We start from the raw sequence: 20038 nt of genomic DNA on the forward strand, positions 1-20038 counted from the left end.
CGAACGGATATCATCCTCGTTTTCAGTATACCCGATTCAAAAAGCAGACTGCAAACGTCCCGTCTCACGTTTCCGCCCAATAGACCAATTCCGCAGAATGGAACGTTTTGATTCCTTCCACTGTCTCGACTTGTAACGTCCCGTCTGATTGGATTCCCCGGAGATATCCGGTCACAGATACTTGCCGGGTCCGAAGCGTTACTTCTTGGTTCAACCGGTCGGCGTGATGTTCCCATTCTGAGACGAATGACGCAAATCCGTCTATCAGCCAGCGCTGATACATGTGTTCGAATTCGTTTAAAAACAAGGCCACGATTTCTGCACGGGCAAATGATTGTCCCGTCGCCTGCTTTAACGAGGTCGCCCGGTCCGCTAATACTTCTGGAAAATCTTTATGTTGGACATTGATGCCGATCCCGATGATGACGGAATTGATCCGATCGGCCTCAGTCTGCATTTCCGTCAAAATGCCGGCTACCTTTCGATTCGCAATCAACAAATCGTTTGGCCATTTGATGGTCACAGGTACCTGAAGTGTCCGCAGCACCTTTGCTAAAGCGATGCCTGCGATTAACGTCAATTGACCGGCCTGATGCAACGGCGCCTCCGGACGTAATATCAAACTCATGGCAATGCCTGCACCTCGTGTTTCATGCCAGGTACGGCCGAGCTGTCCCCGTCCGTTTGTTTGATAATCACAGACAATCAGGGTCCCTTCCGGTGCTCCTTGCTGCGCTTGTTCGTGCGCGATGCGTTGCGTCGTCTCCGTCTCCTCGAGATGGAGAATCTTGCGACCTAATTGTGTGGTCTGAAGATGTTGTTCGATGGCAAGAGGGGTCAGGCGATCTCCTTGATCGATGAGATGGTACCCCGTTTTCTTATGGGATTCAATGGCGTACCCGGCTTCTTTTAAAGAAACGATTTGTTTCCAAATAGCGGTACGTGAAATATTTAGTTGATCCGCCAGTTCTTGACCTGATATCCAGTCCGTGTGCATCAACGCATGGAGGATCCGGTCCCGTGTTGTTTTTTCCACATCATCACTTCCCTTAGTAAAGTCTCCCGTTGATTGGCGAGCCGGTGGACCACCACTTGCTGCTCCAAGTGGGCCAATGCTTCTTTGATTGCTTGTTTCTGTAATCCGAGGGTCATCATATCGCGTCCGTTGACGGTCAAATCTTTTAATTGCCGGATCGGCAGCGTCGACCGGTCTTGGTGATGACGTCCGGTCATTTCGTTTAGCCGCAATAATTCTTCATCCGACAAACAATACCGTTGCCAATCGGATAACGTCTCTTCCTTGACGAGGGGAGCCAATGTTTTCGCACGGGTTTGTTGTTTTTTTGAACGTTTCCATGCTCGTAACGTCTCCGGTCGCATTCCGGCGACAACGACGAGGGTCCAGACGTCGTCGGTCGAGACGCCGTTTAACGGCATTTCGATCAAACGTTCAAGGATCAATGGATCAAGATGCGGCAAATACTCAGGGATACCTGTCCGGATCATCGCTTGTAATGCTGTCGCGCGACCGGGTCCGAGTAAGATTTTTTCAAATTCGACGGCAACCCGTTCCATTGCCACCGATGACAGGTGTTGTTTTTTTACAAGAATTGCTTGTTCCGTTTGTCGATCCAGTGAAAACTCGAGTTGACTCATGAATCGAAAGGCGCGGATCATCCGCAACGCATCTTCGTCGAACCGTTCCTCCGCCCGACCGACCGTCCGGACGATTTTGGCTGCCAAGTCATGTTGACCGCCAAACAGATCGACGAGACCGGTCGGCTTGAGCGCCATCGCATTGATCGTAAAATCACGACGTGTCAAATCTTCCTCTAAGCTGACCCCGAGTGTCACCTCATCCGGACGCCGGCGGTCACTGTAGGTGCTTTCGGAACGAAACGTCGTCACTTCAAACGGCAGATGGTCGATTACGACCGTGACCGTCCCATGATCGAGTCCGGTCGGGACGACGACAGGGAACAGCTTCATGACGTCCTGCGGCAACAGCGACGTGGCCAGATCGTAATCACCGGGAGATCGCTTCAGCAACATGTCCCGGACTGCCCCGCCGACGATATACGCTTCGCCCCCGGCGCGTTCAATCGTCTGAATGATATGATTGGCATACTCAAGCATTTTCATAACGCGCACACACCCGTTCATACAAAAGTTCATACGCTCGAACGACTTGATTGGAATCGAATCGTCTGCGGGTATCACGAATGCCTTCTTCCGCGAACTCTTCCCGGAGTGTTGCGTCATCCGCCAACCGTCCAATCCGCTCTGCTGCTGCTTTGACATCGTATGTTGGAACGATGAATCCTGTTTTTTCGTCCTGGATCACTTCCGGTAATCCACCGGCACTGGAGACGACACTCGGAACGCCGACCGCCATCGCTTCGAGCACGACGAGACCAAAAGCCTCTTTTTCCGATAACAGCAAATGAATGTCGCTGATCGCCAGTAACTGAGCGACGTGTTCTTGTTTCCCGGCAAAGATGATTTTGTCGTAAATCCCCAATTCTTTGGCACGGCGCCGCGTCTGCCCCATCTCCGGTCCGTCACCGACTAACAGTAGCCGCATGGCGCGACCGTTTGATGCAATGGCAAAGGCTGCCAGCGTATCATCAATCCGTTTGACCGGTCGGAAATTTGAAATGTGGATGACGACGATCTCGTCCGGCTCGATTCCGTAATGCCGCTTCAGGCGATCATCGCGCATCGGATAATAGACACTCTCGTCGATCGAGTTTGGAATCACATCAATCATGTACTGTCCGTTTAATGTCATGTTCGTCTCAAGAGCCAGACTTTCTGAGACCGCCGTGACGGCGTCGGAGCTTTCAATCCCGTAGCGGATGGCCGGTTGCATCTCCAAATCCTGGCCGATGACCGTGATGTCCGTACCGTGCAAGGTCGTTACGACACCAACCCCTTTTTTCTTCGCCATGTTCCGCCCCAGTTCCGCACAGACCGCATGCGGGACTGCGTAATGGGCATGGATGATATCCAAATCAAACAAATCGATGACTTCCGCGACTTTCGACGCTAACGTGATGTCATACGGAGGATATTTGAAGACCGAATACTGGTTCACCTCGACGAGATGGACGGTGATGTTCGGACGATATTCCGTCAAACGGAATGGAATGCTCGATGTAATGAAATGGACATCGTGTCCCCGGTCCGCTAATTTCATCCCGAGTTCCGTTGCGACGACGCCACTACCGCCGACCGATGGATAACAGAGAATCCCAATCGCTTTTTTCATAGTTGCTCACTCTCTCTTCATTAAGTAATGTCCTGTCCCCTGCTCATTGTAATCAAATTACCGACTAAAAACTACATCCGCCACTTTTCGAACGATTTTCGTCAGAAATACTAGTCTTTTCCGGCGTCTGCCGTTACCCTAGAGAAAGAGTCATGTCAGAGAGGAGTAAACAGATGGCACCCCCATTCCAGTTTCCGATCCGGATCCAGAACATCATCTGGATTTTAATCGGATCATTCATTTTTGCTTTTGGTATCTATCATTTTAACGTTCAAAACGAGTTGGCTGAAGGCGGCTTCACGGGCATCACCCTGATTTTAAAAGGGTTGTTCGGTTTTTCGCCGTCCATCACGAACTTGGTCTTGAACATTCCGCTGTTCCTTGTCAGCTATAAACTACTCGGCCGGACGACGTTCGTCTACACACTGATCGGAACGTTCAGTTTTTCGATTTGGTACGGATTGATTGCGAAGTATTCGCCGCTTGAAATCCTTCTGAAAGACGATATGGTCCTTGCCGCTCTGTTTGCCGGTGTCTTTATCGGTGTCGGGCTTGGCATCATCTTCAATAATGGCGGGACGACCGGCGGGGTCGATATCATCGCCCGCTTGACGAAACGGTACTTCGGATGGTCGATTGGCCGGACCTTCATGATTTTCGACTTTTTTGTCATCATCGCATCGCTGACCTATCTCGACTATAAGCAAGCGATGTACACACTGCTCGCCGTTTACGTCGGTGCCCGTGTCATTGATTGGATGCAGGAAGGAACGTATGCCGGAAAAGCCGCGATGATCATCAGTGATCACCGGACGGAAATTGCAGACGGGATTCATGCGACGATGAACCGGGGAACAACTCGTCTCGTCGCCAAAGGCGGCTACTCGGGCCGCGATTTGGAAGTCTTATATGTCGTCGTAGCCCGAAATGAAATCACACGACTGAAGACACTCGTCAAATCAGTTGATCAACACGCTTTCATCACGCTGCACGATGTATATGAAGTGACGGGAGAAGGATTTACGTTCGATGAAAACCGTGTTCCCATTAAAGAAACATGATTTCCAATACGAAAACAAACGGCGCGGAGTCCTCTCGGATTCCGCGCCGTTTGTTTTTTCATTTTCATTAATCGTCACTTGACGGTGCAAACACAATCAATGCTAATCGAATGAACTCGGCAACCGCAACGAGCGTCGCAGCGACATAGGTCCACGCAGCAGCGTTCAAGACACGACGTGATCCGCGTTCTTCCGCTGCATCAATGATGCCGTGTTCCGTTAACTGGGCCATCGCACGTTTTGAAGCATCAAACTCAACCGGTAACGTCACGAGTTGGAAAATGACCGCTCCGAGCATCAAGATGACACCAAGCATTGCAAGACCACTCATACCAGCCAAGAAACCGATCAACAATAACGGGAACGACAGGTTCGATGTGATTGAAGCGACTGGTGCGATCCGGTGACGGACGCGCATCATACCGTAATCGGTGGCGTCTTGGATGACGTGTCCGATTTCGTGGGCCGCGATTGAAACCGCTGAGACCGTCGAACCGTAGTAGACATCTTCCGACAGTCGGACGACTTTGTTCGTCGGATCGTAATGATCGGACATCGTTCCGCCAATCGGCTCAAGACGCACATTCGTAATTCCGTTTTGTTTCATGATGAAATCCGCGACTTGGGCTCCGGTGACTCCACTCTGAATCGGAACTTGTTGATACTTTTTATACGTTTTTCTGACACGCATCTGTGCCCAGATCGGCACGATGATGATGATGGCCAAATAAATCAAATAGTTCGCCATGTGGCATCTTCCCCTCCATAAAAAAAGATTATATTCTTATTTTATGTTCGAGTGAACTTATTGTCAATTGAATCGCGTGCAACAAGCCGATATCCCATCAAAAGACATAATCCGGTCAACCAAAACGAACCGTATCCGATCCACTGAATATGTTCTGCCAGCGCCGGATAACGCGGCCACTGTCCGAGCACGTAATCGACGACATCGTTATGAATGACCCAGACGGCGACAAGAACCAGTTCTTTGACACGAAACGTCATCAACGGGACATACAGAAGTGCTTGGAACGCCATCGCTCCATGGGAAACCATCAGCATCAGCGCCATGGCTGTCAAAAAGGCATCACCGGTGCCGAGTTCATTCAGCATCAAAGCATTCATGACGACTGCCCAGACCCCGTATTTGATTAAGGTGACAAAGGCGAGGGCTTCGAACAAACGGGAACGACGATTAAAAATCCACAGGAAGAGGATGATTGTAAAAAAGAGTGACGCGGTCGGGCTGTCCGGAATGAAGGGATAGTAATACCATTTCGACATCGCCAGTTGCGGCTCATACCAGTAGTACCCGTATAAAGTACCGGCCAAGTTGATCAAGGCAAGCGGCCAAAGCACCGCTTTATGTTTGAGTAGATGGAACAAGGGCACGTCATTTCACCTCATGATAGACAAAGACCGGAGGAAAATTCCCCCGGTCGGTTGTCTTATTTATTGTTCTCTCCGCCTTCACCGTAAGAAGCGATGAATTTAGCGAGTTCTTTACGATCTGCATCTGAACCTTTGTATTGTCCAGCAGGCATCGATCCGATCCCTTTATCTGCAATCTCATAAATTTCTTCTTCTGTCTTTTGGGTACCGACGAGGGCCGGAGCCGCTGCTCCACCTTCGAGGTTTTTCCCGTGACAGTTGACACATGACTGATTCGAGTAGATCTCGAATCCTTTAGCGGCCGTATCGATTTCCGGACCTTCGTTCATCGTCAACTCACCTTGTTTATGGATGGTATCCCAGTGTGTTGTTTGAACAGATTCCCATGTCAAGAAGACAATCGAGACGACTGCAAGAAGCATCATGCTGACTGCGATCGGACGTTTTGCCGGGCGACGTTCCAATCCTTGGTCAAGCCATGGCGCAACAAGAAGTGCTGTAAACGCTAGACCTGGAAGGATGACTGTTCCCATTAAAATGTACGGACCCGCTGCAAATTGGTATTTCAAGAGCTGATAGAGGAATAGGAAGTACCAGTCCGGAAGTGGAATGTACGACGTATTCGTCGGGTCAGCAATATTTTGAAGTGGTGCTGCTTCAACGATTGTCAAAGTCATGAAGCCGATCAAGAAGACCGCTCCTACCATCCATTCGCGAAGTAAGAAGTTTGGCCAGAACGCTTCCGTCCGACCTGGATATTCCGAATAGTCTTTTGACTTGTTCGGCATCCGGTTGTTGATCGACACCCGTGAATCGGTGACGAATTTCATTCCTTTACCACGATGCATCGTGTTCTCCCCCTTTTAGTTGTCTAAAGTAATTGTCGGTTTAAAGTGGTCCAGAGATCCCTTGTTTGCGGATCATCATGAAGTGGGCCCCGAGCAAGACGAACAATGCTGCAGGAAGGAAGAAGACGTGAATCGCAAAGAATCGAGCGATCGTACTTGCACCGACGATTTCTCCACCCGCGAGGAGTGTTTTTGCGATACCACCGATGACAGGAATACTTTCGGCAATTTGAATCGTAACTTTCGTTGCGAACAATGCTTTCATATCCCATGGCAACAAGTATCCTGTCAGACCGAGCGCTAAGACAACGAAGAATAACAGAACGCCGACGACCCAGTTCAATTCACGTGGTTTTTTGTATGAACCTGTGAAGAAGACACGTAATGTATGTAAGAACAACATTACGATGACGACAGATGCGCCCCAGTGGTGCATACCACGAACGATTTGACCGTGTGCCACTTCATTTTGAAGGTAGTAGACGGACGCATGCGCATTGATGATATCCGGTACGTAATACATCGTCAAAAACATTCCCGAAAGAATCTGAATGACGATCGTGAAGAACGTCAGCCCGCCAAAACAATAAACGAATGCGGAGAAGTTATGAGCCGGGTTAACGTGTTCTGGAACTTCATGATCAGCGATATCTCGCCAAAGCGGTGTAATGTCTACCCGCTCATCAATCCAATCATAAATTTTTTGCATCATCGCTTACGCACCTCTTTCGACTGGTTTACCTAAGTAAAGGAAACCATCTTTCTCTTGCATTTCATAGCCATCGAGCGGTTTCGTCGGAGGCGTACCTGGTACGTTGACGCCATCTTTCGTATAACGACCGAAGTGGCATGGGCAATAGAATTGTTCCGGGTGCGTCGGATCAGATCCGAAACTGACTTGGCAACCTAAGTGTTTACAAATCGGTGATAATGCTAAAATCTCACCTTTATCGTTTTTAAACACCCATGCAGACAATGTTTCTTCAAACTCATACCATGCATCCTGTGTTTGTTTCTTGAAGTCAACCCGTTTTGGTTCTGTCGTGATATCCGACAACTTCATTACTTTTACTTTATCGCCTGCCCCTGATTTCTTCAGGACTGGATCAACTGCGAAGTTGACCATCGGCATGACCATTGTCGCCGCCATAAAGCCGCCGACTCCAGTCAATGTATACGTCAAGAACTGACGACGTGTTACGTTAGACCCGTTTTGAGCCATCTCGATCCCCCCTCGTGATGTACGCTGTGCCCCAAGACCACAGTACTTCACACAAATTTCTCACATGGTAATAGTATCTTAATAAAATCATTGCGTCAACCGCTTCATAGCGCGGTCCAACGGTTTCCTAACTGCTCTAGGACTTGTCCGACAAAATTCCCGACCATCTGACCTTGTTGATCGCGACTCATCGTCTCAAGCGATAAACGCGGGACATAAATGATGTCCTCGACCGATGTCTCTTTCCACCGTAAATCGGCAGTAATGAACGTCACAAATCGAAATTGTTCGGCAGATGCCGCTTGCTCCCAACTGGTTAACTGATCGACTGACGGGACACCGATGTACGTCATCGGCGGGACGAGCATCGCTCGACCTGACAATTGCCGTTCGACTTCTGTCGCGACGGTCATCGTCATGTCTGCGCATTCTGCAAAAGCATGCATCGCTTCGTCAAATCCGACGGGAATCAATGGGACAATCAACGTATCGATGTACGCCTGTTCGTTTCTCGTCCTTTGAACATCGGATGGTTTGAAACGCAAGTCATTTCCCCCTTTCCTGTTCACATACAATTCGTCACATTTAATGTATCATATCCGCATTTATAACTGCTTGCCTAATGTGAACGTTTTATGAAATTCCATTCAATTTTTCTTCATATTTTATCCTTACTTTCAATTTCTCAAAAAACCCCCTTCTTGTTTTATGAAGGGGGCCATCATCTTCAATTCTTACAGTTGGCTGCGAATCAGACGCAATTCGTCCGAAAGGGACTGGAAACGATTTTTATCACGGGCGTCAAGCGCCTCATCAATCAATCGGATCAGACGTTCTTCCTCCTGCCGGTTGACGGTCGCCGCAATAAAGTTCATCGCTTCGTCCACTAATTTCGGTTCGACGGCGACTTCTGGACGGAACGGATTTTCTTCCAACAAGGACAGGTACTCATCATCCATCATCATCCCTTGGAAATTCAGTTCGATATAAACGTCTTCATCCGTCAAGCGGATGTCGTGATAGGCTTTTTCGGGATCCGTTGTTTTGACTTCACCTTTTTTAAATAGAAAAGGGTCGGCATCAAATCCATATGTCGTGATGATCATCGCTTTTGGCGCAAACATGGCATTTTGAACAAAATGAACACGATCCAGCTTCGATTCATTACGAAGCCAATAATCAATGATCCATTTCGATTCCCGACGTTTCAACGTATAATAGGTCAAGATGCGGCGCAAGAAACGCTGCTTTCTCTCTGTCATCTCAATCCTACTCCCTTCTCCCGTGAAGTCATCCATCCATTCGTTCGACATAGTCGACTAAATCTGCATCTTCTGGTGTCAAGCCTGCCGCTCGACGTAACAACGTCTGTCCTTCTTCACGGCGTCCTTCTTCTACTAAGGCATACCCGTATTCTTTCAAGAACAACGCATCGTCCGCAAAAGCAGACTCGACTTGTGCATATTTCTCCATCGCGTTTGTATATTCCTCTAACGCATAAAGGGAACGGGCCCGGTACCACGTCAAAATCGGAGCCGTGACATGTTCTTCGATGGCGGAAATCGTCTCAAGCGTCGCTTCATGATCTTCATCCTCAGCCAGTAACGCCAGTAACCGTTCAGCGGCGAGCAAGGATTCCGGATTCAGGGCGAGTGCCTCACGTAATGCTTTCACACTGCCTTCGCGATCACCAAGCTTCAACAAGAACAGGGCTTCCATCGTCCGCAATTCATCGTTGTAGTCATCACGCTCGATCCCTTGTTTGATGACGTTTAACGCTTCCTTCGTCAAGCCGAGTTCCGACTGGCTCTCCGCATACGGTACATACGCCGACGTGTAGTCCGGATCTTGTGCGATCAACTGTTTGAACGTCTCGACCGCTTTTTGGTGCTGACCGACCCGGTGTGCAGTCATCGCAAGACCAAACAGCGTATGCAGATCGGAGCGTTCAGCGACGGCACGTTCATACAGCGGAATTGCCTCTTCGAATTCTCCGATCATCGCCAATGACTCTGCGTAGAGCGCATCAAGCGGCAATTCTTCCCGGAGAACAGGATTGGCTGCAATTTCAGCAAACAACGGAACCGCCTGATCAAAGGCGCCTAACGTCATGTACAATTCTGCCAGTCCATACGCGAGCAACGGCTCATCCGGTGCCAAATCCCGTGCTTCCTTCAATTTGGCTAACGCCACTTCATCCAGTCCTTGCGACTGGTAGAGATCCGCTAACAAAACCAATGTCCGCGGACCGTTTTCGATGTCGGATGTATCCACCTGCTCCAGGACGGTGATCGCTTCTTCTTCCCGATCCAAATCGATATAACATTCAGCGAGCAACAAGGCAACGCCGGCATTCCCTGAATAATCGACATACAGGGGCGCCAGTATGTCAACGGCACGATCGGATAACCCCAGTTCGATATAAAGATCCGCCACTGCCAGACGGTCTTCGTCTGTTCCTGTTTTCTCGAGTTGTTCCAGTGCCACCAAGGCTTCTGACGTGTGACCGTGTTCCAGGCTTTCGACTATCTGTTTTAATACGTCTTCGTTCAAGGCAAACGCCTCACTTTCTACTATTTCAATTTCTATTGCACGGAGAGGTTTGCTTATTGTTGTAAGGTCTTTAAATCATCATAAAACGTTGGGTAGCTGACTTCAACTACTTCATTCCCGAGCACTTGAATTTCCGGCTGTAATGTCGAAGCAATCGTCAACATCATCGCCAGACGATGATCACCGGCACTGTCGACGGTCGCACCTGTCAACGGTGTCGGACCATCAATGATCATCCCGTCCGCCGTCGCTTCAATCGTCGCGCCGATCTGCCGGAGTGTCGTCACCACAGTTTCGATTCGGTCCGTTTCTTTGACCCGCAATTCCGCTGCATCCCGAATGATCGTCCGGCCGTCCGCTTGCGTCGCAAGGAGGGCAAGCAACGGAATTTCATCGATCAACGACGGGATTTGTTCGCCTTCAATCGTCACCGCCTGAAGCGATGTCGTCGCTAAGGTGACGTCTGCCGTTTCTTCTCCGGCCGTTTCTTGCCGGTTCGAAATTTCGACACTCGCTCCCATTTGACGTAACACTTGAAGAAAACCAATCCGCGTCGGGTTCATCAAAACATGTTCCGTCGTGATCGAACTGTCGTGCCCGAGTGTCGCAGCTGTCCACCAAAAAGCAGCCGAAGACGGATCGCCGGGAATATCGATCGTCGTCGCCTGCAGACGAGCCGGTCCCTGCAAGCGGATTTGCCGTCCGTGCTCCTGCTCTTGAATGGTGACTTCAACCCCAAACTTCGGCAACATCCGTTCTGTATGATCACGCGACAACACCGGTTCAATGACCGTCGTCTCTCCGGTCGCAAACAATCCAGCCAACAGAACGGCACTCTTCACTTGCGCACTGGCAACCGGCAACGTGTAGCTTGTCCCGACTAAATGTTGCCCATGGATTGTCAACGGGGCATAGTTCCCTTCAATTGTCGCGCCAAGCGTCGCCAGGGGAACCGTAACCCGATCCATCGGACGTTTTTGCAACGAAGCGTCTCCCGTCAACGTATAGGTTTCCTGACCGCCCGCTAAGATACCGCTCAGTAAACGAATCGTCGTTCCCGAGTTCCCGCAATCGATGGTGGCCGCTTTTAACTGGTCCGTTCCTGTAATCTGAATATCTTGCTCCGTCCGTTCCACTCGAGCACCGATTGCCTCTACCGCTGCGAGAGAAGCCAGACAATCTGCTCCCATCAACGCATTCGTGATGACCGTCGTACCTTCTGCAATCCCACCCATTAAAAAGGCGCGATGCGTCATCGATTTATCACCTGGTACCTTGACTGTTCCTTTTAATCCCATTGTAAACACCTCACCGTTTGATCGTACGTATCACGTAACCGTGTTTCATCGATTTCTTCCAAGGTAAATGAATCCTGCCGTTGTAAGACAAATCGAATCGATGCATTGTTTTTTTTATCTCGTTTCATGAAATCCAAATAGACCTCGAATGGACGTCGTTTCGGTAACACCATTCCCAGTCGTCTCATCAGCTCCACCAGCTGTTCTGCCTGCCGTTCATTATCTTCCAACAACGACGCGAACACCAGACCAATTCCGATTGCTTCCCCATGGGATAAGCCGGGACTGACGTATTCGACCGCATGCCCGAATGTATGACCATAATTTAAGAAAGCACGGATGCTGCTTTCCCGCTCATCCTGTTCGACGATGCGTTGTTTGACGGCAATGCCTGATGCAAGCCAATCCTCCATCGGTAACTGTTTGACCGCCTCCAAGTCGAGCGCCAAAAGAGCAGGAGCAAACGACGGGCGAGCCAGAAAACCATGTTTGAGTAATTCAAAAAAACCGCTTCTCCATTCGCGGTCAGATAAAGTGTGTAAAAACGTCACGTCATATAAAACAGCAGACGGTTGATAAAATGCCCCCACTAAGTTCTTACCCCAACGTAGGTTTAATCCAACCTTCCCACCGACACTCGAATCATGGGCAAGCAAAGTCGTCGGAATTTGGACAAAGGGCACTCCCCGCAAAAAAGTTGCAGCAACGAACCCTGCCAAATCACCAATCATTCCTCCGCCGACTGCCAAAATCAAGGTGCGTCGTGTCGCTCCTTGTTTGACGCCGTCCTCGAGTAACGTTTGGTACACTGATAAAGACTTGCTTGTTTCTCCCGGCTCGACACGGCTGAGTAACCGTGTCTTCTCCGGAAAACATTGCTCCAGTTGTTCGTTTAACGTTGTGCCATGTAACGCCGCCACTGTTTGGTCGGTAATGATCCAAAATTGATCTGCCTCATGGGCTGCCGGCACTTCCGTCAACCGGTTGACGGCACCGGGCTCGATATATACCGTATAAGGACGGCTTGCCTGGATCTGCAGATGCGTCAAAAGAGACGCACCTCCTCCTGATAAGCCGCAAGACTTTGTTTCAGACGTTCGAGCGTCGAACTGCCGAACATCTCGAGGACTGCCCCCGCCACTTCCACCGCTACGACAGCTTCCAAGACGACGGCTGCCGCTGGAACGGCACAGGCATCACTGCGTTCGATTTGCGCAACAAACGGCTCTTTCGTCTCAATATCGACGGACTGAAGCGGACGATACAACGTCGGGATCGGCTTCATCGCCACTTGAACACGAATCGGCATCCCTGTCGACATACCACCTTCGATCCCCCCCAGATGATTCGTCTTGCGGAAGTATCCGGTCTCATCATGGAGAATCTCATCTTGAACCGTACTCCCTTTACGGCGCGCCAGATCAAATCCGTCTCCGAATCCGACAGCCTTCATCGCATTGACACTGATGACCGCCCGGGCAATCCGGCTGTCGAGTTTCGTTTCATTTTGCGTAAACGAACCGATACCGGGAACAAGACCGGTCACGACGACCTCGACTTCTCCCCCTAACGTATCGCCATCTTTTTTGGCTTGATCGATCGCCTGCATCATGTGATCGGCTGCCGTACTGTCAGCGCAACGAACAGGAGAGGCTTCAATCGTCTCCCGGTGTTCCATCGGATTCACGACCGAAGCATCAACTCCGCCGATCGAACGGACGTGCGAGAAGACATCGACGCCGAGTTGATCGAGTAATTGTTTGGCGATTGCCCCAACGGCGACACGTGCTGCCGTTTCACGAGCGGATGAACGCTCCAGGACATCCCGCAAATCCCGGTGACCAAACTTTAATCCTCCGACGAGATCGGCATGTCCCGGTCTTGGTCGAGTCAACGTCCGCGGACGTTCCAGTTCTTCCGTCAACGGTTCAGCCTGCATGACTTGTGTCCAGTGTGTATGGTCTTTATTTTCAATGAACAGACTGATCGGTGCGCCTGTCGTATAGCCGTGCCGAATCCCACCACGGACGTCCACCGAATCCTGCTCGATTTGCATCCGTCGTCCTCGCCCGTATCCACCTTGACGTCGTTTCATTTCGCGTTGGATCTGTTCAAAATCGATCGTTAACCCAGAAGGAACACCTTCGATGATGACTGATAATCCTTTACCGTGTGATTCTCCTGCTGTCATGTAGCGCATATGTTCCATCCCTTCATCCGGTTAAATTTTTTCGTAGAAAAAGCTTTGGCGCATCTTCAGACCAAATCGTTCGGGTTGGAAAATTTGCTCCGTCCCGCCGACAAACAAAATGCCGCCCGGTTTCAGTGCCTCGACAAAAGAGCGGTAAACATGTGCTTTCGCTTCTTCCGTAAAATAAATCAAGACGTTACGACAAATAATGAGATCAAATCCCGTGTCGTAACGGTCGCCTAATAAATTATGTTTGCTGAATCGAACAAGGCGTCTGATTTCCGGCACGACCTCAAACTGTTGGTCTTGTTCAATAAAGTATCGCTTTTTTCGAGATTCCACCACTTCGTTTAGCGCCGACGCTCCGTATCGGCCTTGCTTGGCTTTTTCAAGCACGATATCGTCTAGATCCGTTGCTTGAATCGTAAACTGAGCCGGATCCATTTTTTCGTTTAAAATCATCGCCAACGAATACGGTTCTTCTCCTGTTGAGCACGCAGCACTCCACGTCCGGATCCTCCCGTGCGCCCGCGCTTGCAGCACTGGTAAGATATCTTGCTCCAACTGTTGCCACCGGATTGGATTGCGGAAAAACTCACTGACGTTAATCGTCATCCGGTCTAAAAACTCTTCGTATAGTGTTGAACTTTTTTCCATCGCTTGCATATAAGACGCGAATGTACTGTGCCCTTTTTTATCACGTAATGCGGTTAATCGTCGTTTCATCTGTGCTTCTTTATATTGCCCTAAATCAATTCCTGATTTTTTTAAGAAACGTTGGATGAAAAGCTCATAATCTTGCATAATCCACCTCACAAATCCTCTCTCTGTCGGGTCACGCCTTACTTTGACCCATGTCTTGTTTTCTATTTTAGCATAAAGCCATTTCCTTTCCAAAAAACAAAAAAAACGATTGAGCACTGGCTCAACCGTTTTGATTCCATCATACGTTTAAAGGCTGTCCTTGAAACCAAAGACTGAGTTCACGCTCCGCGCTCTCAACACTATCAGAGCCATGGATGACGTTCTCACTCATCGTGTTGGCGAAGTCCCCACGAATCGTCCCCGGCATTGCTTCTGTTGGTTTTGTTTTCCCGATCATCATCCGTGAGACGGTGACGACGTCCGTACCTTCAACACGCAACGCAACGACCGGACCTGATGTCAAGAAAGTGACCAACTCTCCGAAAAATGGTTTTTCCGCATGTTCTGCATAGTGTGCTTGTGCCAATTCTTCCGTTGCCTGCATCATCTTCATCTCACGAATCACAAACCCCTTACGTTCGATGCGAGCAATGATTTCCCCGATCAATCCTCGTTCAACGCCGTCTGGTTTTACCATTAAGAATGTTTGCTCCATTACTAGTTCCCCCTATGAAATACAGATAAAAGCGCTTACATAGCTATTTTACTGTGTAATGAGACGAGCGGCAAGAAATTTTTTACAGTTTTTCATCCTTTTCGTTTTCCCACATAACGAGCCACTTCTTCGAGGGAACGTTTGGCTGAAGATTTAGGGAGGTGATCGAGCCGGTGAATGGCCCGTTGGATATACAAGTCGACCGTTCGTTGCGTCCGCTCCAGGGCATCCGTTTGGTGAAGAAGCTCAAGCACTGGTGCTACTTCTTGATGCGTCGGCATCGACTGGATTTTCTGAAGTTCCTGAAAGAAACTTGGATTTTCCGCTGCATAAAAAACAGGCAACGTCTTGTGTCCATGCCGCAAGTCCTCGGCGACCGGTTTCCCAAGTTCGGTCCGTTTCGCCGTAAAATCAAGCAAGTCATCTGCAATTTGAAAAGCCAGACCGATGTCACGTCCAAATTGACGTAAAGCCTTTGTATCTGCCGGCGAACAGTTGGCGACAATTGCCCCTAGATGACAGCTTGCTTCAATCAGGATCGCTGTTTTCCGTTCAATCCGCTTAATGTAGCGTTTAATGGATTGCTCCCAATCATACTGATCGTAAATCTGTTCGATTTCACCTTCACAGATTTCACGCATCGCATGGACCATCACTTGAACCAGTTCCGGTTTTCCGACTTCCCCGATCAGTTTGACGGCTTCTCCAAACAAATAATTACCGGAATAGAGTGCGACCTCTTCATCAAAATGTTGCATGACGGTCGGTTTACCCCGCCGTAGTTCCGCATCATCGATCACATCATCATGAACGAGAGAAGCCATATGAATCAATTCCAGGCTTGCCGCGACACGAACCAGTTCGTCACGGTTGGCTTGACCAAATTTAGAAGCAAGCAAAACGAATGCTGGTCGAATCCGCTTTCCACCTGCTTGCAACAACTGTTGGCCTGCGGCATCAATCGTCGGGTCATCGGAAGCGATGTGACTGACCAAAAAGCGATCGACGAGATTTACTTCTTTTGTTACATCACGATAAATTGAATGCAGTGACATCTCACCACTTCTTTCCGAGGTGCATCGCAGCCGCCCCACCTGCAAATGCTTTCACTTCAACTTGCATGAAACCGGCTTGTTCAAACAATTGCTTCAGTTCAACACGGTCCAAGAACACTTCCGTTGATTCTTGCAACCAGTTGTATTGGTCATACGACTTCGCGAACAAACGGCCGACTTGTGGCATGATTTTGCCAAAGTAGAGCGAGTAGGCTTCTTTAAACAACGGCGCGGTTGGTTGGCTTGTCTCTAGACAAACGACTGTCCCGCCCGGTTTTAGCACACGATGCATCTCCTTGATGACTTGAAGGTAATCGGGAACATTACGTAACCCGAATCCGATTGTCACGTAGTCAAATGAATGATCGCCAAACGGCAACTCCATTGCGTTCCCATGAATCAGTTCAACATTCTTCATGCCAAGAGCTTCGACTTTATCGACGCCGACCTTCAGCATGTTCTCTGAAAAATCAAGACCTTTGATGACGCCGGTCGGTCCGGCTGCTTTTGCTAATTGAATCGTCCAATCCGCTGTTCCGCAACATAAGTCGAGACATTTGGCTCCCGGAAAAACGTTCATCCGGCGCATCGTCTCTTTTCTCCATAATTTATGCAGGCGGAAGCTGATGATGGAATTCATTTGATCGTAATTGGTCGAAATTGATTGGAATACTTCATATACTTTTTTCTCTTTTTCTTGTGTCTGCACGCAGTTCACCCTTTCGAAGATATTACGCTACTGCCATCTGTTCCAGATGTGATAATAACAGTTGTTGCGCACTAGGATTCAATACCTGTGCCCGCTTCCGGATCAATCGTTGTCCCTGCTCGGTTAACCAGTCTTTGCCGCTGATTGCTGCCAACCCTTGAACAAGACCAAATTCTGCCGTCAACCAAAGCAAAACGTAGTCTTCGGTCGACACATAGTTTTCTTCATGAAGCGCACACTTTGCTTCATTGACACGCTGAACGGTTCGTCCCAGTGAAACAAGGGCCGTTTGAGGAAGAGACGCTAACTCCTCAAAAAAGTAACTCGAGAACAAATCACCTGCTAAGACAAGCAATTGCCGTTCTTTGGAGCCTCTTTTCGTTTCCCCGACACGTTCATGCAATAACAAGGCAACTTGCGCATGATGAACGCTCTTGACCAGCGATTGCCATGCGAACGTTTCATTTTGGGCGACATCGATCAACCAACTGATCTGTTCACGATCGATGGAAGGGAAATCCACATGTCGAGCCAATTGTGTTGTTTGTTTCGTAGTGAGTGCGGTGATCATTTCTTCCACGAGCAGCTCTTGATGATTCATGCTTTTACCCCCCGATCTCCAGTGCCATCTCGTTGATGGATGTTCTTCTTTTTTAATATACCATAATCAATCCCTTTTCTCGTCTCTCAATGCCCACAAAAAAAGCCGTCCGAGGAATTCCTCGAACGACTATGTAGCCGGATTACTTGACAGCATCTTTCAATGCTTTACCTGGTTTGAAAGCAGGTACTTTGCTTGCTGGGATTTCGATATCTTCTTTTGTACGTGGGTTGCGACCTTTACGAGCTGCGCGTTCACGGACTTCGAAGTTACCAAAGCCAATCAATTGGACTTTTTCTCCAGACTGAAGTGTCTCAGTAATCGATTCGAATGTTGATTCAACAACTTTCGTCACGTCTTTTTTAGTCAGACCTGATTTTTCGACAACTGCTTGAATGAGTTCAGTTTTGTTCATTACGTTCACCCCCTCCCAATCACTTCTTCGAGGCTAATCATAACTTATAAACGTTGATATTACAACATTTTCGTTAGAATTACCGTCAATTTTCTGATTCTTCGATCGATTCCTCAGAAAACACAGGTTCGCCTTTTTTGTTAATTGTATAGCTTTGAGAGTAAGCGGGAACAAAAGGTTGGTCATCATAGAGCAAATGACGAATATCTTGACCGACTTTCGGCTTTTTCTTCGCGGTTTGGACCGCTTTTTCGAGTTCAGGCAAATAGTTGATAAAGAGTTGCCCTTGTCCGTCTACATAGATCGAGAGCTGTTCATCCGAATAGGGACTCGGAACAGTCGGCTCTTCTTTAATAAACAGTTTTTTGTAGTCAAGCGTAAACTGATTTTTACCAATCGATCCTTTAAACGGATACTTCTCATTTTTCTTCCGGTACGTATCGATCCGGACCTGTAGTTTTTGAAGTTCCTCTGCTACAAGTAAATCCATCAACTTGACGGTCGGTTTTTGATCAACATCGACCAACAGATAAATAAAGGTTCCACCACCTTCAAAGCTGTTCGGAGGCGGATCACTCATGTATCGCGGAATAAGACGACCGAGTTCGATCTGATACCGTTCCATCAACGGCGTATCGGCTTCCCGGGTTTTGATTGGCAAAACACCTGTATCTTTTTGATAGGCTTCGACCGCAGTTTGGACCGTCCGAATTTGCTCCGGGTACGGGACACGATTCGACGGTTTTTGACTATCCGGGAATAAACAACCGGATAGCAGCATCACTGGGACAAGCATCAAGATAATCGCTATTTTTTTCATGCGCTTGGTCCTGCCATGACGATAAAGACCATGATGATCGACGCCACGATAAAACAAAGAAAGGCGAGAGTCGACATCAAAAACTGCCAAGCTCCGGATAACTTCGTTCGACTGATTGTCACCAATAAGACGCTGATGGCAAACAAACCGATCCCGGCAAACGAAATCCACATTTTTATTAATCCTGGACTCAAGGTTTCCACCCCACTCCGTTAATCTTTGATCGTAAACAGATGTTCAATCTCATTTTTTTGCGGACGACGCATCAGCTTCTGTACTTCTTCTGCCGGGGTATGCCCGTCAAACAAGACATGATAAAGTGCCGTCGTAATCGGTAATTCACATTGTTTGGTCTCCGCCAAATCATAAGCAGCCTGTGTCGCGCGAACACCTTCAACGACCATCCCCATGTTTTCAAGGACTGTTTCCAGCTTTTCACCACGACCAATCGCATTTCCCGCCCGCCAGTTTCGGCTGTGGACGGATGTACAAGTGACAATCAAATCACCCATGCCTGTCAGACCCGTGAAGGTCATCGGATTGGCGCCAAACAATGTACCAAGTCGAGCAATTTCAACCATCCCCCGGGTAATCAAAGCCGCTTTCGCATTATCGCCGTACCCGAGACCATCAGCCATACCGGCAGCTAAGGCAATGATATTTTTAAACGCTCCGCCTAGCTCAGCACCGATGATATCGGCATTCAGGTACACACGGAAATTGTCATTCGTAAATAATTCCTGGACACGTCCCGCTTCTTCCATATCAGTTGAAGCAACCGTCACCGTCGTCGGTTTACGTAATGCGACTTCCTCCGCATGCGAAGGTCCCGTCAAGACACAGATGGCCGAGCGTTTGGACAGATCAATTTCCGCCTCCATCAGTTCGGATAGACGCAAGTGTGTTTTTGGTTCGATTCCTTTGGACGCGTGAATCAATACGACCGGATCCGTCAACAAGCCATTTAATTGGCGGGACACGGAACGAATCGCAGAAGAAGGGGTCACGATCAAAATATGCGACACCCCTGCAACTGCTTCTTTTAAATCGGTTGTGGCCCGGAGTGAAACCGGCAACGTCACACCTGGTAAGAACTGCGTATTTTCATGATTTTGATTAATGGCATCCACATTTTTTTGGTCGCGACCATAGAGGACGACCTCATGACCGTTATCTGCTAAAACGAGCGAAAGTGCCGTTCCCCAACTCCCGGCTCCAATGACTGCGATTTTTTTCATC

General features: G+C 48.8%; 24 protein-coding genes. 1 reads left to right on the plus strand and 23 read right to left on the minus strand.

Translation table 11 applies throughout. The features are described 5' to 3' along the window. Window positions 1-64: 64 nt before the first annotated feature. The 3 genes from D3D03_RS06005 to bshA are packed head-to-tail and all read right to left on the minus strand — an operon-like array spanning window position 65 to window position 3271. Window positions 65-1036 (minus strand): biotin--[acetyl-CoA-carboxylase] ligase, encoded by a 972-nt coding sequence (locus D3D03_RS06005; RefSeq protein WP_119923155.1) that lies wholly within the window; start codon window positions 1034-1036, stop codon window positions 65-67. Continuing rightward, entirely contained in the window at window positions 997-2142 is a 1146-nt protein-coding gene (locus D3D03_RS06010; RefSeq protein WP_233550662.1) for a CCA tRNA nucleotidyltransferase, read from the minus strand. The genes D3D03_RS06005 and D3D03_RS06010 overlap by 40 nt, the downstream gene beginning before the upstream one ends. After that, entirely contained in the window at window positions 2129-3271 is a 1143-nt protein-coding gene (gene bshA, locus D3D03_RS06015) for an N-acetyl-alpha-D-glucosaminyl L-malate synthase BshA (RefSeq protein ID WP_119923156.1), read from the minus strand. The genes D3D03_RS06010 and bshA overlap by 14 nt, the downstream gene beginning before the upstream one ends. A 173-nt stretch (window positions 3272-3444) precedes the next feature. Here bshA and D3D03_RS06020 point away from each other — a divergent pair, with 173 nt between their 5' ends. Further along, a complete protein-coding gene (locus D3D03_RS06020) occupies window positions 3445-4332 on the plus strand; it encodes a YitT family protein (protein WP_026832714.1) in 888 nt (295 codons plus the stop codon). Between the two features lie 67 nt (window positions 4333-4399). Here D3D03_RS06020 and D3D03_RS06025 read toward each other — a convergent pair whose 3' ends face one another. The 20 genes from D3D03_RS06025 to D3D03_RS06120 all read right to left on the minus strand — a co-directional run bounded on the left by D3D03_RS06025 (window position 4400) and on the right by D3D03_RS06120 (window position 20037). Then, window positions 4400-5080 (minus strand): zinc metallopeptidase, encoded by a 681-nt coding sequence (locus tag D3D03_RS06025; RefSeq protein WP_026832713.1) that lies wholly within the window; start codon window positions 5078-5080, stop codon window positions 4400-4402. A gap of 41 nt (window positions 5081-5121) precedes the next feature. Beyond that, on the minus strand, window positions 5122-5727 hold the full coding sequence (locus D3D03_RS06030; RefSeq protein WP_026832712.1) for a DUF1405 domain-containing protein: 606 nt from the start codon (window positions 5725-5727) through the stop codon (window positions 5122-5124). A 56-nt stretch (window positions 5728-5783) separates the two neighbouring features. After that, complete coding sequence (locus D3D03_RS06035) at window positions 5784-6575, minus strand: menaquinol-cytochrome c reductase cytochrome b/c subunit (RefSeq protein WP_026832711.1); 792 nt, start codon at window positions 6573-6575, stop codon at window positions 5784-5786. Window positions 6576-6615: 40 nt separating this feature from the next. After that, a complete protein-coding gene (gene qcrB, locus D3D03_RS06040) occupies window positions 6616-7287 on the minus strand; it encodes a menaquinol-cytochrome c reductase cytochrome b subunit (RefSeq protein ID WP_012370658.1) in 672 nt (223 codons plus the stop codon). A 3-nt stretch (window positions 7288-7290) separates the two neighbouring features. Then, entirely contained in the window at window positions 7291-7797 is a 507-nt protein-coding gene (locus D3D03_RS06045) for a ubiquinol-cytochrome c reductase iron-sulfur subunit (protein WP_012370659.1), read from the minus strand. A 104-nt stretch (window positions 7798-7901) separates the two neighbouring features. Further along, window positions 7902-8342 carry a DUF2487 family protein gene (locus D3D03_RS06050; RefSeq protein WP_026832710.1) on the minus strand — a complete coding sequence of 147 codons (441 nt, stop codon included), beginning with the start codon at window positions 8340-8342 and terminating at the stop codon, window positions 7902-7904. Window positions 8343-8531: 189 nt separating this feature from the next. Continuing rightward, complete coding sequence (locus D3D03_RS06055) at window positions 8532-9059, minus strand: ReoY family proteolytic degradation factor (protein WP_026832709.1); 528 nt, start codon at window positions 9057-9059, stop codon at window positions 8532-8534. A gap of 28 nt (window positions 9060-9087) precedes the next feature. Continuing rightward, window positions 9088-10350, minus strand: a complete 1263-nt coding sequence (locus D3D03_RS06060) for a tetratricopeptide repeat protein (protein WP_026832708.1) — start codon at window positions 10348-10350, stop codon at window positions 9088-9090. A gap of 53 nt (window positions 10351-10403) precedes the next feature. Continuing rightward, complete coding sequence (gene aroA / locus D3D03_RS06065) at window positions 10404-11648, minus strand: 3-phosphoshikimate 1-carboxyvinyltransferase (protein WP_119923157.1); 1245 nt, start codon at window positions 11646-11648, stop codon at window positions 10404-10406. Continuing rightward, window positions 11639-12697 (minus strand): 3-dehydroquinate synthase, encoded by a 1059-nt coding sequence (locus D3D03_RS06070; protein WP_119923158.1) that lies wholly within the window; start codon window positions 12695-12697, stop codon window positions 11639-11641. The genes aroA and D3D03_RS06070 overlap by 10 nt, the downstream gene beginning before the upstream one ends. Then, window positions 12694-13848, minus strand: coding sequence for a chorismate synthase (gene aroC / locus D3D03_RS06075; RefSeq protein ID WP_026832705.1), 1155 nt, complete (start codon window positions 13846-13848; stop codon window positions 12694-12696). Before aroC ends, D3D03_RS06070 begins: the two co-directional genes overlap by 4 nt. A 21-nt stretch (window positions 13849-13869) precedes the next feature. Next, window positions 13870-14643, minus strand: coding sequence for a CheR family methyltransferase (locus D3D03_RS06080; RefSeq protein WP_026832704.1), 774 nt, complete (start codon window positions 14641-14643; stop codon window positions 13870-13872). Window positions 14644-14782: 139 nt separating this feature from the next. After that, window positions 14783-15199, minus strand: a complete 417-nt coding sequence (gene ndk, locus D3D03_RS06085; RefSeq protein ID WP_026832703.1) for a nucleoside-diphosphate kinase — start codon at window positions 15197-15199, stop codon at window positions 14783-14785. A 92-nt stretch (window positions 15200-15291) separates the two neighbouring features. Beyond that, window positions 15292-16254 (minus strand): polyprenyl synthetase family protein, encoded by a 963-nt coding sequence (locus D3D03_RS06090; RefSeq protein ID WP_035387605.1) that lies wholly within the window; start codon window positions 16252-16254, stop codon window positions 15292-15294. A gap of 1 nt (window position 16255) precedes the next feature. Next, window positions 16256-16963: a demethylmenaquinone methyltransferase gene (locus D3D03_RS06095; RefSeq protein ID WP_119923159.1), complete on the minus strand. Its 708-nt coding sequence runs from the start codon at window positions 16961-16963 to the stop codon at window positions 16256-16258. A 22-nt stretch (window positions 16964-16985) separates the two neighbouring features. Continuing rightward, entirely contained in the window at window positions 16986-17564 is a 579-nt protein-coding gene (locus D3D03_RS06100; protein WP_026832700.1) for a heptaprenyl diphosphate synthase component 1, read from the minus strand. Window positions 17565-17706: 142 nt separating this feature from the next. Then, window positions 17707-17979, minus strand: coding sequence for an HU family DNA-binding protein (locus D3D03_RS06105; RefSeq protein ID WP_012370671.1), 273 nt, complete (start codon window positions 17977-17979; stop codon window positions 17707-17709). 85 nt (window positions 17980-18064) lie between these two features. Continuing rightward, entirely contained in the window at window positions 18065-18799 is a 735-nt protein-coding gene (locus tag D3D03_RS06110) for a hypothetical protein (RefSeq protein WP_026832699.1), read from the minus strand. Continuing rightward, a complete protein-coding gene (locus D3D03_RS06115) occupies window positions 18796-18972 on the minus strand; it encodes a DUF2768 domain-containing protein (RefSeq protein ID WP_035387604.1) in 177 nt (58 codons plus the stop codon). The genes D3D03_RS06110 and D3D03_RS06115 overlap by 4 nt, the downstream gene beginning before the upstream one ends. 39 nt (window positions 18973-19011) lie before the next feature. Further along, complete coding sequence (locus D3D03_RS06120; RefSeq protein WP_199700005.1) at window positions 19012-20037, minus strand: NAD(P)H-dependent glycerol-3-phosphate dehydrogenase; 1026 nt, start codon at window positions 20035-20037, stop codon at window positions 19012-19014. Window position 20038 lies beyond the last annotated feature (1 nt).

The sequence above is a fragment of the Exiguobacterium sp. RIT452 genome, assembly GCF_003598705.1.
In the GTDB taxonomy this organism is placed as follows: domain Bacteria; phylum Bacillota; class Bacilli; order Exiguobacteriales; family Exiguobacteriaceae; genus Exiguobacterium_A; species Exiguobacterium_A undae.

What these genes read in the sequence shown, in the direction of transcription:
- D3D03_RS06010 (WP_233550662.1), bottom strand. Translation starts at nt 2,142, where the DNA reads ATGAAAATGCTTGAGTATGCCAATCATATCATTCAGACGATTGAACGC.
- bshA (WP_119923156.1), bottom strand. Translation starts at nt 3,271, where the DNA reads ATGAAAAAAGCGATTGGGATTCTCTGTTATCCATCGGTCGGCGGTAGT.
- D3D03_RS06020 (WP_026832714.1), top strand. Translation starts at nt 3,445, where the DNA reads ATGGCACCCCCATTCCAGTTTCCGATCCGGATCCAGAACATCATCTGG.
- D3D03_RS06025 (WP_026832713.1), bottom strand. Translation starts at nt 5,080, where the DNA reads ATGGCGAACTATTTGATTTATTTGGCCATCATCATCATCGTGCCGATC.
- D3D03_RS06035 (WP_026832711.1), bottom strand. Translation starts at nt 6,575, where the DNA reads ATGCATCGTGGTAAAGGAATGAAATTCGTCACCGATTCACGGGTGTCG.
- qcrB (WP_012370658.1), bottom strand. Translation starts at nt 7,287, where the DNA reads ATGATGCAAAAAATTTATGATTGGATTGATGAGCGGGTAGACATTACA.
- D3D03_RS06045 (WP_012370659.1), bottom strand. Translation starts at nt 7,797, where the DNA reads ATGGCTCAAAACGGGTCTAACGTAACACGTCGTCAGTTCTTGACGTAT.
- D3D03_RS06055 (WP_026832709.1), bottom strand. Translation starts at nt 9,059, where the DNA reads ATGACAGAGAGAAAGCAGCGTTTCTTGCGCCGCATCTTGACCTATTAT.
- aroA (WP_119923157.1), bottom strand. Translation starts at nt 11,648, where the DNA reads ATGGGATTAAAAGGAACAGTCAAGGTACCAGGTGATAAATCGATGACG.
- aroC (WP_026832705.1), bottom strand. Translation starts at nt 13,848, where the DNA reads ATGCGCTACATGACAGCAGGAGAATCACACGGTAAAGGATTATCAGTC.
- D3D03_RS06080 (WP_026832704.1), bottom strand. Translation starts at nt 14,643, where the DNA reads ATGCAAGATTATGAGCTTTTCATCCAACGTTTCTTAAAAAAATCAGGA.
- ndk (WP_026832703.1), bottom strand. Translation starts at nt 15,199, where the DNA reads ATGGAGCAAACATTCTTAATGGTAAAACCAGACGGCGTTGAACGAGGA.
- D3D03_RS06090 (WP_035387605.1), bottom strand. Translation starts at nt 16,254, where the DNA reads ATGTCACTGCATTCAATTTATCGTGATGTAACAAAAGAAGTAAATCTC.
- D3D03_RS06100 (WP_026832700.1), bottom strand. Translation starts at nt 17,564, where the DNA reads ATGAATCATCAAGAGCTGCTCGTGGAAGAAATGATCACCGCACTCACT.
- D3D03_RS06105 (WP_012370671.1), bottom strand. Translation starts at nt 17,979, where the DNA reads ATGAACAAAACTGAACTCATTCAAGCAGTTGTCGAAAAATCAGGTCTG.
- D3D03_RS06110 (WP_026832699.1), bottom strand. Translation starts at nt 18,799, where the DNA reads ATGAAAAAAATAGCGATTATCTTGATGCTTGTCCCAGTGATGCTGCTA.
- D3D03_RS06115 (WP_035387604.1), bottom strand. Translation starts at nt 18,972, where the DNA reads ATGTGGATTTCGTTTGCCGGGATCGGTTTGTTTGCCATCAGCGTCTTA.
- D3D03_RS06120 (WP_199700005.1), bottom strand. Translation starts at nt 20,037, where the DNA reads ATGAAAAAAATCGCAGTCATTGGAGCCGGGAGTTGGGGAACGGCACTT.